General features: G+C 58.4%; 11 protein-coding genes and 1 pseudogene. 6 read left to right on the top strand and 6 right to left on the bottom strand.

The window, feature by feature from the left end:
• Nucleotides 1–366 precede the first annotated feature (366 nt).
• Nucleotides 367–1,209 carry a PhzF family phenazine biosynthesis protein gene (locus AC6CHO_RS11345; protein WP_498215086.1) on the top strand — a complete coding sequence of 281 codons (843 nt, stop codon included), beginning with the start codon at nt 367–369 and terminating at the stop codon, nt 1,207–1,209.
• Nucleotides 1,210–1,296: 87 nt separating this feature from the next.
• Nucleotides 1,297–2,331: a LacI family DNA-binding transcriptional regulator gene (locus tag AC6CHO_RS11350; protein WP_498215087.1), complete on the top strand. Its 1,035-nt coding sequence runs from the start codon at nt 1,297–1,299 to the stop codon at nt 2,329–2,331.
• Nucleotides 2,332–2,334: 3 nt separating this feature from the next.
• Here AC6CHO_RS11350 and AC6CHO_RS11355 read toward each other — a convergent pair whose 3' ends face one another.
• Nucleotides 2,335–3,966: a glycoside hydrolase family 32 protein gene (locus AC6CHO_RS11355; protein WP_498215088.1), complete on the bottom strand. Its 1,632-nt coding sequence runs from the start codon at nt 3,964–3,966 to the stop codon at nt 2,335–2,337.
• Between the two features lie 308 nt (nt 3,967–4,274).
• Here AC6CHO_RS11355 and AC6CHO_RS11360 point away from each other — a divergent pair, with 308 nt between their 5' ends.
• Together AC6CHO_RS11360 and AC6CHO_RS11365 are read left to right on the top strand one after the other, a co-directional pair.
• Complete coding sequence (locus tag AC6CHO_RS11360) at nt 4,275–5,855, top strand: glycoside hydrolase family 68 protein (protein WP_498215089.1); 1,581 nt, start codon at nt 4,275–4,277, stop codon at nt 5,853–5,855.
• 271 nt (nt 5,856–6,126) lie between these two features.
• Nucleotides 6,127–6,492: pseudogene (locus AC6CHO_RS11365) on the top strand (GntR family transcriptional regulator); the annotation flags it as partial.
• Between the two features lie 14 nt (nt 6,493–6,506).
• On the opposite strand, the gene AC6CHO_RS11370 reads toward AC6CHO_RS11365, so the two are convergent.
• The 3 genes from AC6CHO_RS11370 to AC6CHO_RS11380 all read right to left on the bottom strand — a co-directional run bounded on the left by AC6CHO_RS11370 (nt 6,507) and on the right by AC6CHO_RS11380 (nt 9,451).
• Nucleotides 6,507–6,809: a DUF1883 domain-containing protein gene (locus tag AC6CHO_RS11370; protein ID WP_498215090.1), complete on the bottom strand. Its 303-nt coding sequence runs from the start codon at nt 6,807–6,809 to the stop codon at nt 6,507–6,509.
• Between the two features lie 100 nt (nt 6,810–6,909).
• Nucleotides 6,910–7,956 (bottom strand): NAD(P)-dependent alcohol dehydrogenase, encoded by a 1,047-nt coding sequence (locus AC6CHO_RS11375; RefSeq protein ID WP_498215091.1) that lies wholly within the window; start codon nt 7,954–7,956, stop codon nt 6,910–6,912.
• A 244-nt stretch (nt 7,957–8,200) separates the two neighbouring features.
• Entirely contained in the window at nt 8,201–9,451 is a 1,251-nt protein-coding gene (locus tag AC6CHO_RS11380; RefSeq protein ID WP_498215092.1) for an MFS transporter, read from the bottom strand.
• A gap of 133 nt (nt 9,452–9,584) precedes the next feature.
• Here AC6CHO_RS11380 and AC6CHO_RS11385 point away from each other — a divergent pair, with 133 nt between their 5' ends.
• On the top strand, nt 9,585–10,484 hold the full coding sequence (locus tag AC6CHO_RS11385; protein ID WP_498215093.1) for a helix-turn-helix transcriptional regulator: 900 nt from the start codon (nt 9,585–9,587) through the stop codon (nt 10,482–10,484).
• A 346-nt stretch (nt 10,485–10,830) separates the two neighbouring features.
• Nucleotides 10,831–13,062, top strand: a complete 2,232-nt coding sequence (locus AC6CHO_RS11390; protein ID WP_146278028.1) for a polyribonucleotide nucleotidyltransferase — start codon at nt 10,831–10,833, stop codon at nt 13,060–13,062.
• Nucleotides 13,063–13,143: 81 nt separating this feature from the next.
• On the opposite strand, the gene AC6CHO_RS11395 is transcribed toward AC6CHO_RS11390, so the two are convergent.
• Together AC6CHO_RS11395 and AC6CHO_RS11400 are read right to left on the bottom strand one after the other, a co-directional pair.
• Nucleotides 13,144–14,511 (bottom strand): short-chain fatty acid transporter, encoded by a 1,368-nt coding sequence (locus AC6CHO_RS11395; protein WP_498215094.1) that lies wholly within the window; start codon nt 14,509–14,511, stop codon nt 13,144–13,146.
• A 221-nt stretch (nt 14,512–14,732) separates the two neighbouring features.
• Complete coding sequence (locus AC6CHO_RS11400) at nt 14,733–15,293, bottom strand: phosphorylase family protein (RefSeq protein WP_498215095.1); 561 nt, start codon at nt 15,291–15,293, stop codon at nt 14,733–14,735.
• Nucleotides 15,294–15,377 lie beyond the last annotated feature (84 nt).

Here is a 15,377-nt window from a genome sequence, read left to right on the forward strand (position 1 = left end):
AGTTGTCCTTTGAGATTCATGGAAAGATCCTCATCTCACATCCGGCAATTGTGCAGAATTTCGCGGTGCACCGCGAACCGTGGCCCTCAAGCCAGCTAGCTGCTCCGGTCAACCTCCAGTGAAAATCAAGATCATTTTCCAAAGCAGCGGCTAGCACGGGAACTTGGCGGTTCGATCTGCACTCGAAATCGGATGAGGTCAACGTGGCAGCCAAGGGCCTTTTCGCGGATCAATTAGGCATGTCGTTGAGATTTCAGTAGGGGCCGCTTGACCAAGCCGGTTGGGCATCACTTTGGAAAAGCCAGCTCACTGGCGGCTACCGCGGGAAAATTCATTTCCTGCGATAGCCACAGTAGGATTTCAGCCATGACCTATCGCTTTAGCCAGGTGGACGTCTTCTCCTCGGATCCCTGCCTGGGCAACCCTGTGGCAGTGATACTGGATGCGCAGGGGCTGGATGATGATTCCTTGCGCCGTTTCTCGGTCTGGACGAACCTGTCTGAATGCACCTTTGTGCTTCCGCCCACCGTGCCCGGAGCGGACTATCGGGTGCGGATCTTCAGCCTGAACCTTGAATTGCCATTTGCCGGGCACCCGACCTTGGGCACGGCACGTGCCTGGTTGGACGCCGGGGGAGTGCCCGCGCGCGAAGGCATGATTATTCAAGAATGCAAGGCCGGGCTGGTGCCCATCCGCATCGAAGAAGACCTGCTGTCCTTTGCCGCGCCACCGCGCCAGCGCTCTGGACCGGTCGATCCGCAACTAGCTGATGAGCTCTTGGAGATCCTTGGCGCGGAACCAGCACGGGTTCTTGATACGCAGTGGCTGGATAATGGCCCTGGCTGGGTCGGTGTTCTGATGGATAGTGCCCAGAGCGTGCTGGACCTGCGGCCCGATGCCTCAAATCATCCTGGACGATGGGATATCGGCGTTATAGGTGCACACCCCGAAGGTTCAGAAAAAGCCTTTGAAGTCCGTGGATTCTTCACCGAAGGCACCGAACCGCTGCGTGAAGATCCCGTGACTGGAAGCCTTAATGCCTCAGCTGCCCAATGGCTCATTGCCACTGGCCGTGCCACGGCTCCGTACGTTGCTGGCCAGGGAAGCGCGATGGGACGCAACGGAGAAATATTCATCAGCGCACAGGACGAGCAACTGTGGGTTGGCGGCCGTGCCGAGGTCATTTTGAGCGGCACCGCGAATCTTTAGGCCGGCGCCTTGCGGGCAATAAATACTTTGCCCTAGCCGGTTTATCCTCGGTATAACGCGCCAATAGAGAATGTGAAAAAATAAAGCATGGACAATAAGCTCGGAAAGTCTGCCCGGGTAGGCATCCGAGACGTTGCCGCCGCCGCAGGGGTCTCTCCCACAACGGTTTCGCATGCGCTGAGCGGGGCGCGCGCCATCAATCCGGAAACCCGCGTGCGGGTCCTGGAAGTCGCCCAGAAGCTTGGATATTCCCCGGATCTGCGGGCCAGGGGCCTGAGGAGTTCTCGAACCTTCACCGTCGGCCTGCTTAGCGACACGATTGCGGTCACTCCCTATGCCGGGTTAATTATCAGCGGCGCGCAAGATGCAGCCGCCGAGCATGAGAGCGTGGTTCTTGCGCTGGATTCCACCGGGGATGCACAACGTGAATTGTTGGGCATTCGAACATTGCTTGACCACCGTGTCGATGGCCTGGTTTACGCGAGAATGTCCCATCAATCGGTCACGGTTCCCCGGGAGCTCGACGGGATCCCGGTGGTGCTGGCCAATGCTTCCAGCGTCGAATCGAAATATTCATCGGTAGTTCCCGATGAACAGCAGATCGGCCTGGATGCAACTGGCCATTTGCTCGGTGTCGGCCATGAGCGCATTGGGTTTGCAACAGTGACGGAGAACGTTCCGGCCGCCGCGGGCCGCGAGCTTGGATATCGTTCGGCCATTCAGGCGGCCGGGCTGCCAGTGAATGAGGCCTGGATTTCCGCGTCCACCGGTGACGCCAAGGGCGGCCGGGAAGCCGGTCGCGCCATTCTTGATCGGGAAAACCGGCCCACCGCCATTTTCTGTTTTAACGATGAAATGGCGATGGGAGTGTATCAAGCGGCCAATGATCTTGGACTGTCGATTCCCGGGGATCTATCTGTCATTGGCGTTGATGATCTTCAATTGATCACCCAAGCGCTCGTCCCAAACCTGACTACTATCGCCTTGCCGCACTACCAGATGGGGCATTGGGCTGTGTCCCAGCTTTTTGCCCAAGCAGCGGCCGCGCCCAACGCCCGCAAGGCAGAACGATTGCATTGCCAGCTGGTTCAACGGGATTCAGTCAAGGCTCCGAAGGGCTAGATCTTATTGGCGTTGGGTCGCGGCTACGGCCAACGGCGTCGTGGTTGATTCACTCACGTTTGTAGTGCCACCGAGCGACTTGACCGTGAGCTCGTGACCGCCGGGGGCCAGGAAGGCAGTGGAGCTTAGCGACGCTTGCCCATCCTGAGCGAAAACCTCCACGGAGGTCGTGTCCACGATGATATCCAGGGAGACCTGTCCGTTGTGCACAGGAAGCTGCTCGCTGCGAATCTCGCGGTAGGTCTCGGGCATGGTGCCAGCAACCTTGTCCTTGTCCCGGTTCAGGAACAGCTTCTGGTCTTTGAAGCTATAGCCGACAACGACGGTCGCGCCCTGGGCGTCTTTCAGCTCAATGCGGGTTTCTTCGGATGGAGCCGTCTGATCCTGCGCGAGATCAACATGAAGACGATAGGCGTCAGATTCTGGCTTGCCCAGTGAAGCGACCTGATCCTCGGTCGCCAGCTGAGGCGGGGTCGTTGCAGGGTTGCCTTCTAGCTCGTCCAGGGCGTCGATGGGTTCCGAGAACAATTGGGGGTGCCCCTCAACGACTCGCAGCGAGAGCTGTCGAATCGTGGACATGGTTCCGCCGGACCAATCGCCCAGAGGCAAATCTGATGCGTAGGCCCAGTTATTCATCCAGCCCATCGCGTAGCGGTGTTCCGGAGGAGTGTGCGCTTCTGGGCTTTCCCAGGTGACTGCTGCATAGAAGTCGGAGCCGGCATCGAGCCAACGCGGGTCTTTTGCCTCGGGGGTGAAGTTCTTGCCATCAAAGGAACCGGTCCAATAGGCATAGCCCGTGGTTCGTCCGGAGCTTGCGCCGTTGGCGCTGATGCCCAAGACCCATGTGGTGCGTTCAGGGTCTCCGTCCACTGGCATTTGGAAGATGTCAGGGCATTCGACGATGCCCAAGCCCGTGGTTTCATAGCCCGACTGGTAGTCCCAGGACTTCAGATCCTTGGAGGTGTAGAAGCCGACCTTGCTTCCTTCAGCCAGAAGCATGAGCCATCGGCTGCGTTCTTGATCCCACACGACTTTCGGATCGCGCCAGGCTTCGACACCGGGGTTGTCCATCACAGGGTTGTCCTCATAGGAGGTGAAGGAGTAGCCGCCATCAGTCGAATAGAACAGCGACTGGCGCTGCACGCCATCCACCTGCTGGGTGACCAGCGAGATCACCGCGTTCTTGCCAAAGCCGGCAGTGTTCCCGGTGTCGACCACCGCGCTGCCAGTCCAGATATCGCCAAGGCCATTCTTGTATTTTTCAATGGCGACGCCTTCATCTTTCCAATGAACGAGGTCAGTGGAAGTGGCGTGGTACCACTCGGTTCCATTGCCCGCAGGGTAATCAGCGTTATAGAGGTAGTAGAAGTGCCACAGTCCATCGAGGAAAAATGGGCGTTGCGGGTCGTTCATCCAGTTTTCCCCCGGCGTGAGGTGGGTTGCAGGTCGATATTCCGACCAGGCCCCAGGGCGCTGGAATTTCGAATCAACCTGGGGCGGCGGCACCGCATCGGGCGCAGAAGCATCCGGCTTGGACCGCAGGATTTGCCCTGCCACCACCGCTCCGAGCGCCACCAAACACAGTACAGCTATGGCTAAGAGCTTTCTGGAGTTCCAGGGCTGTGGTTCTGTCATCGCTCTTTCCAATGGTCGGGTTCGAACGCCAGGCTAAATGAACGGCGCGTCTGCGTCGTCGCAAAATTTTTGGGGAGAGATCGTGCGTCACTACGAGTGACCACTATTCACGCTAACGAACTTCCAAAACGTTTTGCAAACAATGTGATAGAGGTTTCGTAAGGTCTCCTAAAAAATGTGATCCTGCTTCCAAAACGTTTTGGATTGATTGACAGAAGCTATGCAAATCCTTAGATTCGACTGTGGAGAGAGCGTGTGTCGCGGTCCGAGAGATTGTCCGATTCCATATCGAACAAAGGCAAACAATCGTGAACAAGCAACGCACCAAACGCGGCATTCTTACCGCAGCACTGAGCATCGGAGCGCTCGGAGCAACTTTAATTTCCGGGCCAGCCATGGCTGCCACCGAACCAGTGCCTGGCTTCCCCCAGCCAACCGAGCACACCCAGAAGGCATACAGCCCCACCGACGATTTCACCTCGCGATGGACTCGCGCTGATGCAAAGCAGATCAAGGCCATGTCCGACCCGAACGCGGGATCGCGTGAAAACTCCATGCCCAAGGAGTACACCATGCCTACCGTGCCCCAGGATTTCCCTGACATGAGCAACGAGGAAGTCTGGGTTTGGGATACTTGGCCACTGACTGACGAGCACGCCAACCAGTACAGCGTTAATGGCCAGGAGATCATCTTCTCGCTCGTTGCTGATCGCGACCTTGGCTTCGATGAGCGCCACCAGTACGCACGCATTGGATACTTCTACCGTCCAGCAGGCGTTCCTGCCGACGAGCGTCCTGAAGATGGCGGCTGGACCTATGGCGGCCAGGTATTCGATGAGGGCGTCACCGGTAAGATCTTCGAGGACCAGTCCTTCAGCCACCAGACCCAGTGGTCTGGTTCGGCGCGAGTGACCAAAAATGGCGAAATCAAGCTGTTCTTCACCGACGTTGCGTTCTACCGTGACAAGGACGGCAAGGATATCAAGCCGTACGACCCGCGCATTGCATTGAGCGTTGGCCACGTCCACTCAAACAAGAATGGCGTGAAGCTCACCGGCTTCGACAAAGTCACCGACCTGCTGCAGGCTGACGGCAAGTACTACCAGACCGCTGAGCAGAACTCGTACTTCAACTTCCGTGATCCATTCACCTTTGAAGATCCAGCGCATCCCGGCGAAACCTACATGGTTTTCGAGGGCAACACCGCTCAGAAGCGCGATGAAGCCAAGTGCACCTCCGAGGACCTCGGCTACCGCAAGGGTGAAACCAACGGCGAAACCGTAGAAGAGGTCAACAAGTCCGGCGCAACCTACCAGATCGGCAACGTCGGCTTGGCCCGTGCCAAGAACAAGGAACTGACCGAGTGGGAGTTCTTGCCGCCTATCCTGTCTGCTAACTGCGTCACCGACCAGACCGAGCGTCCGCAGATCTACATGCAGGATGGCAAGTACTACCTGTTCACCATAAGCCACCGCTCCACCTTCGCCGCTGGCATCGACGGCCCAGAAGGCGTCTATGGCTTCGTCGGCAATGGCATCCGCAGCGATTACCAGCCGCTGAACCGTGGTTCGGGCCTGGCATTGGGCAGCCCATCGAACCTGAACTTTGCCGCAGGCAACCCATTCGCTCCTGACTACAATCAGCACCCGGGACAATTCCAGGCATACTCGCACTACGTCATGCCTGGTGGTCTGGTGCAGTCCTTCATTGACACCATCGGCGCCAAGGAGGACTTCGTTCGCGGTGGCACCCTGGGCCCAACCGTGAAGCTGGACATCAAGGGCGACTCGGCAACGGTCGACTACAATTATGGCGATAACGGGCTCGGCGCATGGGCAGATATTCCAGCCAACCGCGAGCTGAAGAATGGCAAGGCAGTAGCAAAGTAATTTGCATCCATGGCCGCGAGAATGTGCGTCGGATGAAAATTTGCGCATGATTGCTGGCAGTGGCAACGGCCGCTCCCCCAACGTTGAGTTGGGGGAGCGGCCGTTGCTGTCTTTAGGAAACGCCAACCAGCCGGTCCAAGGCGCCCTGGCATCTAAAATGGTGAAATCAGGTGGAGATGACCGAGAGGCAAAAGTACTAGGGGCCTCCCCTGTTGCCGAGGCTATTCATGGGCAGGCGGCTTGTCGGCATGGATCATTGGAGGGTGGAACCATGGCCGCTGAACCAATGGCTTTGGTGGGGCTTGCAAAAACGAGCCTGAGGGAACAGACCCTCACCGATTTGCGCCGAGCCATCACAACCGGTCAACTGCAACCAGGAAAGCACTTGGTGTAAACCGAGCTGTCCGAATCGCTGAACATTTCCCGTGGCACCTCGCGCGAAGCCTTGCGCCAGCTGCTGCAGGAGGGCCTGGTTGCACCTGGCCCGCGAGGCAGGCTGGCCGTACGCAGCCTGGAAATAATAGAGATCAGGGATATCTTTGCAGTTCGTGCCGCCTTGGAAACCTTGGCCGCCCAGACGCTGTGCTGGCTCGATGACCGAAGCGAAGCCGTTGCCCAACTGCGTTCTTCCCTGGATCTCGGAGCCGGTCCCTAGGCTCTGCGTTCTTCGAGTTTCTGCGGTGGAAGGATGCTGACTTCATGGCGCACGCCTCGGCCAGGCAAGCCATCAAGATCAATGGCTAGAAACCAAGGACCGGAATGGGGAACCTTGAGCCGATAGGGTGCCCGGCGAGCGATTCCACCGTGGAATTCGTATTTTTCACCATCTTCAAACGCAGCGAAATTCTCCGGATCCATCAACCGCACATTGGCCGGTCCGCTGAGTGTCACAACCAGGACGCTTCCGCGTTCCAAGTAGTCCCATGAATGTTCTGCAAAATTCGGTTCAGCCACGTGGAAACTTTCCGGCGAAAAAGGATTATTGGATAAGCGAACGGCATCCGAAACACCAACATATCAACTGATGAATCGGACGCCGCTAGCGCATTGAAGCTTAGGCCATCGTCGCGGTATCGATGACGAAGCGGTAGCGAACATCCGACTTCAGGACTCGCTCGTAGGCCTCGTTGATCTGATCTGCGGAGATGACCTCAATTTCTGCACCTAGGCCGTGCTCGCCACAGAAGTCCAGCATGTCCTGGGTTTCTTTGATTCCGCCAATATTGGAGCCAGCGAAGGAGCGACGGCCACCAATCAGGGCAAAAGCGTTGACCGGAAGCGGCTCGGCTGGTGCGCCAACGTTGACCAAGGTGCCGTCAACGCGCAGCAGTTGCAGGAAGGCACTGATATCGATGGACGCGCTGACCGTGTTGATGATCAGATCGAACTTCTTGTGCAGATCCTTGAAAGTGCTCTCATCGCTGGTGGCGCGGTAGTCGCTGGCACCAAGCTTGAGTCCATCATCCTTCTTCTTTAGCGACTGCGACAGGACAGTCACATCGGCACCCATCGCGTTGGCAATCTTCACTGCCATGTGGCCCAAGCCGCCCAGGCCGATCACGGCCACCTTCTTGCCTGGACCTGCACCCCAGTGCTGCAATGGCGAGTAGGTGGTGATTCCGGCGCAGAGCAGGGGAGCGGCAACGTCAAGGTCTAGGCTGTCCGGGATGCTCAACACGAAATCCTCGGTCACAACCACGTTGGTAGTGTAGCCGCCCTGGGTTACGGTGCCGTCGCGGTCGATGGCGCCGTAGGTGCCGACCATGCCCTCAACACAGAACTGTTCCAGGCCCTCGAGGCACTGCTCGCACTTGCCGCAGGAATTGACCATGCAGCCCACGCCGACGCGGTCGCCGACCTTGTGCTTGGTGACTTCGGAACCAACTTCCGCAACGATGCCGGCAATTTCATGGCCTGGAGCCAGCGGGTATGACTGTGGTCCCCAGTCGCCGCGGACGGTGTGGATGTCGGAGTGGCAGATGCCCGCGAACTTGATGTCAATCAAGACATCGTGCGGGCCGACTTCGCGACGTTCGATCTGGATCGGAGCCAGTGGCTCGGTTGCTGATGGGGCTGCATAGGCGTTGGCCATAGTTGTCATAGGAGTGTTCTTCCTTTGTTTTTCTGTTTACTTGTTACCGTTCACCGAGGTCGGCTCGCGGAGGTATTCAGTTGCTGGCGAATCCAGATTTTCGCGCATTGCCGCTGGCTGGTCTTGTGGGATCTGACGTCCAGCGGGAGAAATATGACTTATTCCCTCTAGCGACAACAGCGGTCGATCAGCAAATAATCCCATCTGGACGAGATTTTTGCCTTTTATTTTCAGCGGGCTGGCAGCTGGCAGATTAACTGCCGGATGCTGGCAGCAAATCTTGGCGGGCGCCGCGTTTAGCAATAACGGACAGGGCGATCACTGGGATCAAGGTCAGTATTGCGACGCTGGCTCCGAGCAGGACTGGACCAATGCTGCCCAATGACGATTCCAAAGCCTTGCCACCAGCCCATGAGGCAACCACTGTGCCAGCATTGAAGCCGGCGACAGTTAGTGAAGATGCCAGTGTTGGAGCATTCTTGCCATAGGCAATGGCCAAGGACGCAAGAATCGGGTTGGCGCCGAGCCCGAAGAACCCCAGCAGCGCAATCAAGATGATCATCGGCAACTGCAGATCCGAGAGCAGGCACATGGCCAGCAGGATCACCGTTGAAGCAGCGGGGGCAATCAAGGTGAGCAGATGCGGGTGCGCATCTCCTAGCCTGCCGCCAACCAGGGAACCAATCAGGGAACCGACGCCAAATCCGATCAGCACCAGCGGAATGGCTGGCGCGCTGAATCCTGTGCCGTCAATGAGCAACGGAGAAATATAGGAATAGGCAGCTAATACACCGCCGGTTGTGGTGGCGCAGGCGGCCAAGACTAGCCACAATCGCGCAGAACGAAGCGCGGAAATTTCTTTCCGTATTGATACGGCGGAATGCGGTGCCAAATTGCCAGGCACATGCCGGGCAATAAGGAATGCCGAGATGACCGCGAGTCCCGCCAAGCCCCAGAACGATCCGCGCCATCCAAAGTATTGGGAAGCAAAGGCACCCAAAGGCACCCCCAGAACCGTGGCCAGCATGCCACCAGCATTGATGATCCCCAAGGCTCGCGAAGCCATTCCGGGGCCTGCGCTTTTGGCAGCGACGACTCCTGCGATGGCCCAGAAAGCTCCCGTGGCAAGAGCCGTGGCGAAACGTGCCACGAGCAACAGCTGAAGGCTCGTGCCCAAAGCAACGACGACGTGCCCGGCAGCAAAAACAGCCAATGCCAAGATGAGCGTCAGGCGTTGGGGCAGCCGCAAGGTGAGCAGCGCCATTAGCGGAGCGCCAATAACCATGCCCGCGGCAAATACGGTGATCAGCAGGCCAGCCTGCGAAACGCTGACTTCCAAATCCGCCGCAAGCTGCGTCAGGATTCCAGCAACGATGAACTCGGTAGTGAGCATCGTAAAAGTGCCAACAGCAAGGATATAGACCACCAGCGGGATCGGCCGCCCAGTGGTGCCTCGCGTACTGGTGCCGGTTGGCACCGAAGGACGACGTTCGTCGACGTTCATCAAGTTCCTGTTCTCTGGACTCGCCGTGGATGTAATTCAATTACATCGTGGTTGCCAGCTACTAAGAAGGGCGAGCTTATAGGGGTATTATCTGTACCCCCGAAAAACCGTGAACGTCGTTTACCGTGGAAGCATGACCGAACCCGATGCCCAGCGCAGCAATATTAAAGATTTCTTGACCAGCCGCCGCGCGAGGCTGCGTCCGGAGGAAGTCGGATTGCCGGCCGGCAACCGCAGAAGAGTGCCGGGACTGCGCCGGGAAGAAGTGGCTGTGCTCGCAGGGGTCAGCCCCGAATGGTACGCCAGGTTGGAAAAGGGCAATATCGCCGGTGTCTCGGAAGATGTCCTGACAGCAGTGGCCTCTGCGCTTCAGCTGAATGAAGAAGAACGCATCTATCTCTTCGAACTGGCGCACGCGGCTAAAGGCAGTGCACGAAAGCCGGCACGGCGGAAGAAAACGGGACCCATTGCAGAGCCGGTTCAATGGTTCTTGGATTCGGCGACGCTCTCGGCCGGATTTGTGCGCAATGGACGCCTTGATGTGGTTGCGTCAAACGAGCTGGGCCGGGCACTGCATGCGCCAATGTTCAATAGCGCGACCACGGTTGCCAATGGGTACGCGAATTTTGCGCGCTTCCACTTTTTAGATCCGGCAGCCAAGGACTTCTTCCATGACTGGGAAGGCGGAGCGGCGGCTACCGCGGCACTCTTGCGCGCAGAGGCAGGGCGGGAACCGAATGACAAGGCGCTGCATGATCTGATCGGGGAGCTCTCCACGCTCAGCGAAGACTTTCGTACCCTGTGGGCCACCCACAACATCAGATTCACCCATGAAGGCACCAAGCGAATTCAGCATCCTGTGGTCGGACGGCTGGATCTGGCCTATCGTTCCTTCGACATTACCCAGGTGCCGCGGGCTAGCCACGAAATGAGCATCTATGTTGCCCATCCAGGAAGCCCGAGTGAAGAAGGACTCAAGATGCTCTCCAGCTGGGCGCTGACAACCAGCACCGAACCAACGGCAAAAGCCTAGGCGCAGGCCCGCTGCTGGCGGGTCTTGGGCACTTGATGCGCAGCGGTGAAAACAGCAGATTCCGAAGGACACAGCCAAGCGCCGCCCAGTCGGGATCTGCACCTTTGGCCAATTCCCGGTAGGCTAGTACCTGGGCCTGCATGTTCTATGCCGGTCCCGAATGAAAATAACTCCCAGGGCTGACTGACCGTTGGTCCCGACCGCCAGTTTCGCGGTCCTCGGTAGTGGCTTTCGCTAGGACCATTCAGGGTTCCAGCGCGGGTCTCGATCGAAGACCAGATCTGGGTAGGGCCACGCGGTTCGCTCATCCACCTAGCTGGGAGCGATCGAAAGGAGCACCCCCTTAATGGAGGGTCCAGAAATCCAATTCGCCGAAGCGCAGATCGACAACGGTCGCTACGGCACCCGCACCATCCGCTTCGAAACCGGCCGCCTTGCCAAGCAGGCTGCTGGCTCGGCCATGGTCTACATCGACGACGAAACCGCACTGCTCTCGGCAACCACCGCAGGCAAGCACCCGCGCGAGGGCTTCGACTTCTTCCCACTGACCGTGGACGTCGAAGAGCGCATGTACGCAGCCGGCCGCATCCCGGGCAGCTTCTTCCGCCGCGAAGGCCGCCCGTCGACCGAAGCCATCCTGGCTTGCCGCTTGATGGACCGCCCGCTGCGCCCAGCCTTCGTCAAGGGCCTGCGCAACGAGGTCCAGGTTGTCGTCACCGTCCTGTCCATCGAGCCAGATGAGCTGTACGACGTCGTAGCAATCAACGCTTCCTCGATGTCCACCCAGCTTTCGGGCCTGCCATTCTCCGGCCCAATCGGCGGCGTTCGCGTTGCACTGGTTGACGACGGAAACGGCGCGCAGTGGGTTGCCTTCCCACGCCACTCCGAGCTGAAGAACGCTGTCTTCAACATGGTTGTTGCCGGCCGCATCGCTGGCGACGACGTTGCCATCATGATGGTGGAAGCTGAAGCTACCGACAACGCTTGGGAACTGATCAAGGAACGCGGCGCCCAGGCACCAACCGAAGAGGTTGTTGCAGAAGGCCTTGAGGCTGCCAAGCCATTCATCAAGGTCCTGTGCGAGGCCCAGGCTGACCTGGCTTCCCGCGCTGCCAAGGAAACCGTTGAGTTCCCAGTCTTCCGCGATTACGAAGAAGATGCCTTCGCCGCTGTCGAGGCTGCTGCTTCGACCCGCCTGGCAGAGATCTACACCATCGCTGACAAGCAGGAGCGCGACAACGCTGCCGGCGCCTACAAGGACGAGGTCCTTGCTTCGCTGGCTGGCGAAGGCAACGCCTTCGAAGGCCGCGAGGGTGAAATCTCCAAGGCTTTCGGCGCTGTTACCAAGCACATCGTGCGCCAGCGCATCCTGACCGACCAGGTCCGCATCGACGGACGTGGACTGGCTGACATCCGCCAGCTCTCCGCCGAGGTCGAGGTTCTGCCTCGCGTTCACGGTTCGGCCATCTTCGAGCGTGGCGAAACCCAGATCATGGGCGTCACCACCTTGAACATGCTGAAGATGGAGCAGCAGATCGACTCGCTGTCCCCAGTGAAGTCCAAGCGCTACATGCACAACTACAACTTCCCTCCATACTCGACCGGTGAAACCGGCCGTGTTGGTTCGCCTAAGCGCCGCGAAATCGGCCACGGCGCACTGGCCGAGCGCGCACTGGTCCCAGTGCTGCCAAGCCGCGAGGAATTCCCATACGCAATCCGCCAGGTCTCCGAGGCATTGGGCTCCAACGGCTCGACCTCCATGGGCTCGGTTTGCGCTTCGACCCTGTCGCTGCTGAACGCCGGCGTGCCACTGAAGGCTGCCGTTGCAGGTATCGCCATGGGCCTGGTTTCGGACACCGTTGACGGCGAAACCCGTTACGCTGCCCTGACCGATATCCTCGGCGCCGAAGATGCCATGGGCGACATGGACTTCAAGGTTGCAGGTACCTCCGAGTTCGTTACCGCGATCCAGCTGGACACCAAGCTGGATGGCATTCCAGCTTCGGTTCTGGCCGCTGCGCTGACCCAGGCTCGCGAAGCACGTCTGCACATCCTGAACGTGCTGAACCAGGCCATCGACACCCCGGATGAGCTGAACGTCAACGCTCCGCGAATCATCTCCGTGAAGATTCCAGTGGATAAGATCGGCGAGGTCATCGGCCCTAAGGGCAAGATGATCAACCAGATCCAGGAAGACACCGGCGCTGACATCTCGATCGAGGATGACGGCACCGTGCTGATCGGCGCAACCAACGGCGAGTCCGCTGAAGCTGCCCGTTCGGCCATCAACGCCATCGCCAACCCTCAGGTTCCTGAGGTCGGCGAGCGTTACCTGGGTACCGTCGTGAAGCTGACCACCTTCGGTGCGTTCGTTTCGCTGACCCCTGGCAAGGACGGTCTGCTGCACATCTCCGAGCTGCGCAAGATCAACGATGGCAAGCGCGTTGAAGACGTTGAAGACGTCGTCGGCGTTGGCCAGAAGCTGCAGGTGGAGATCACCAAGATTGATGACCGCGGCAAGCTGTCGCTGGCACCAGTCGTGGAAGAAGAAGCCGAAGAAGCAGTTGCTGCTGAGTAGTCTTTAGATTCCTGCGGAAAACCCCGGTTCATCGATTGATGAACCGGGGTTTTTTCTACCCAGAAACTCGGCGGTGCAAACCTACAGGGACGCAAAAACCATGGTGGCGGCAAAAACAATGCCTGAAGCGATCAGCACCATGGTGGTGTAGCCAAGGATGTCGCGCATCTTCAACCCCGCAATGGCCAGCAATGGCAAAGCCCAGAACGGCTGGATCATGTTCGTCCACTGATCCCCGTAGGCGACTGCCATGATGGGAATTGATGGATCAACACCCAGCTGCGCGGCGGCGGTAAGCATGATCGGCGCCTGCACCGCGAACTGACCGCCCCCGGAAGGAACGAAGAAGTTGACCACTCCGGCCGACAAGAAGGCCAGAAGGCCAAATGTTTGCGGGGTCGACACTGCGATCATGGCTTCCGAGATCACCTCAATGAGGCCGGTTCCCGTCATGAAGCCGAGAATTCCCGCGTAGAGCGGGAATTGCAGGAGAATCTCGCCAACATTGGATGCTGAATGCCTTGTCAGGGCCATCAATTCGAAGGGACTGCGCACCAAGAGCAGGATCAGGCAGAGGAAGGACCAATTCACGATATCCAAGGTGAGCGTGCCGCCCTTGGCAAAATGGATGACCAGATATGCCAGCAGCATCAGCCCCAGCAGCAGCGTTGGGAGGCGGCTGGCATCCACACGATCGGCTGGGGTGCTTACTTCATCATCGATGTCCAGCAGTTTTTCTCGCGCATCGGTTCGCAGCTCGTAGATCTTGTCTTCGCCTCGTGGCGCAGCGAGGTACAAGGCCAAACCCACCAACACGATGGTTGCCACGATCGCGATGAGGTTCCACGGGGCGAAGAGCGTTTCGGAGATTGGCAGCGGTGCACCGAGCTGCTTGGCGATAAACGAGTCCGGCGTTGCAGCAGTGAGCGGCCCAGAGCCGGAATAGCCCATGTGCCAAATGACAAACCCGGCGAATCCGGAGGCGACGAGCAGCGGGAAGTGGACTCGCACATTGCGTTCACGAGCCTGGGCTGCGACTTCGCGGGCCAGCAGTCCTCCCACCACGAGACCAAGTCCCCACGTGATCAACGAGGCAATGGCCGCTACCAGGAAAACGAAGACGTAACTGGATAGGGCGCTCTTGGGAACCCTGCTCAGGGCACGGAGCATTTTGCGCACCGGGCGAGTATTAGCAAGGATGAATCCAAGCATCAAAACCAAGGCCATCTGGGTGATGAAGCCCAGCAGCCCGGCCAGCCCATCACCCCAGCTTTGCACGATGAGCACCGGATTGGAGTCCGTGGCCAGCAGCGCGAGAATCGCCACGATGAAGGTCAGCACGATGGCGAAGACCAATGCCGACGGAATGAATTTTTCGACGAGATTATTGACCGGGCGCATTGCCCGGGAAGCGACGGTACCGCCACGTTTGGTTGTAGGCACACTCATGTTTTCTGCTACCTCACATCATCATTGACTAGGGATATACAACGGTTGCGAGTGTCGTATGGTGACGTGCCCCATAGTAGCCAGATGTTCAGGTAATCAGGGTGCAGTGCTCCGCTCGCCGGTCGCGGAGGGCAGAACTGCTGGAGGAAAACCAAACGCCCGACCGGTTAACGGTCAGGCGTTGGCAGGCTGCTTCAGCAGCGGGTCAGCTGTTGGTTTTCTCAGACCAGGTGCTTGTCGTAGAACTCGCGCAACTGAACGCTCTTCTGCTTGGCAATTTCGTCCCACTCATCGATGGAAGCCGAATCATCGGCATAGTCAGAAGGGATCTTGAAGATCTGCAATGGCACATTAAAGCGCTGGCAAACGCTGGCGTAGGCGTAGCCTTCCATATCCACCAATGATGCTCCGAGGCCCAGCACGTGGGCGCGCTGCTGGTCATCCGAAACGAAGACATCGCCAGTGGCCATGGTGACCTGGTAATCATCAAGCAGGACCTCGCCAGTCGGATCCACGTCGGGAGATGGCAACGGGAAATCGTGCTGGATCAACTTGGTGACCTGGTAAATGGTGTCCAAGCTGGGGCGGTCTTCACCTGCGTGGCCGACCACGCCAGCAGTGCCGAGCACGATTACATTCTTGATATTTCCGTCGGCAATCGCGCCTGCCAAAGCCACCGATGCATTGATCTTGCCGACCCCTGAAACCAGGTGCTCGACATCTGCGAAGGCAACCGCTTCGTCTGCGTGCGCAAAGACGAGCAAAGACTTCTGTTCCGACATGAATTTCCCCTCTAAAGAAGTCAGTTCGGGAAGTCTACTGAGCCCGAACGTCCTAAGAAGTCTACCGGTTACGGCTCATTAACA

It is taken from the genome of Glutamicibacter sp. GQ173 (assembly GCF_059759215.1).

Bases quoted from the DNA above. Each gene is read 5' to 3' on its own strand.
- AC6CHO_RS11345 (WP_498215086.1), top strand. From the start codon at position 367: ATGACCTATCGCTTTAGCCAGGTGGACGTCTTCTCCTCGGATCCCTGC.
- AC6CHO_RS11350 (WP_498215087.1), top strand. From the start codon at position 1,297: ATGGACAATAAGCTCGGAAAGTCTGCCCGGGTAGGCATCCGAGACGTT.
- AC6CHO_RS11355 (WP_498215088.1), bottom strand. From the start codon at position 3,966: ATGACAGAACCACAGCCCTGGAACTCCAGAAAGCTCTTAGCCATAGCT.
- AC6CHO_RS11375 (WP_498215091.1), bottom strand. From the start codon at position 7,956: ATGACAACTATGGCCAACGCCTATGCAGCCCCATCAGCAACCGAGCCA.
- AC6CHO_RS11380 (WP_498215092.1), bottom strand. From the start codon at position 9,451: ATGAACGTCGACGAACGTCGTCCTTCGGTGCCAACCGGCACCAGTACG.
- AC6CHO_RS11385 (WP_498215093.1), top strand. From the start codon at position 9,585: ATGACCGAACCCGATGCCCAGCGCAGCAATATTAAAGATTTCTTGACC.
- AC6CHO_RS11390 (WP_146278028.1), top strand. From the start codon at position 10,831: ATGGAGGGTCCAGAAATCCAATTCGCCGAAGCGCAGATCGACAACGGT.
- AC6CHO_RS11395 (WP_498215094.1), bottom strand. From the start codon at position 14,511: ATGAGTGTGCCTACAACCAAACGTGGCGGTACCGTCGCTTCCCGGGCA.
- AC6CHO_RS11400 (WP_498215095.1), bottom strand. From the start codon at position 15,293: ATGTCGGAACAGAAGTCTTTGCTCGTCTTTGCGCACGCAGACGAAGCG.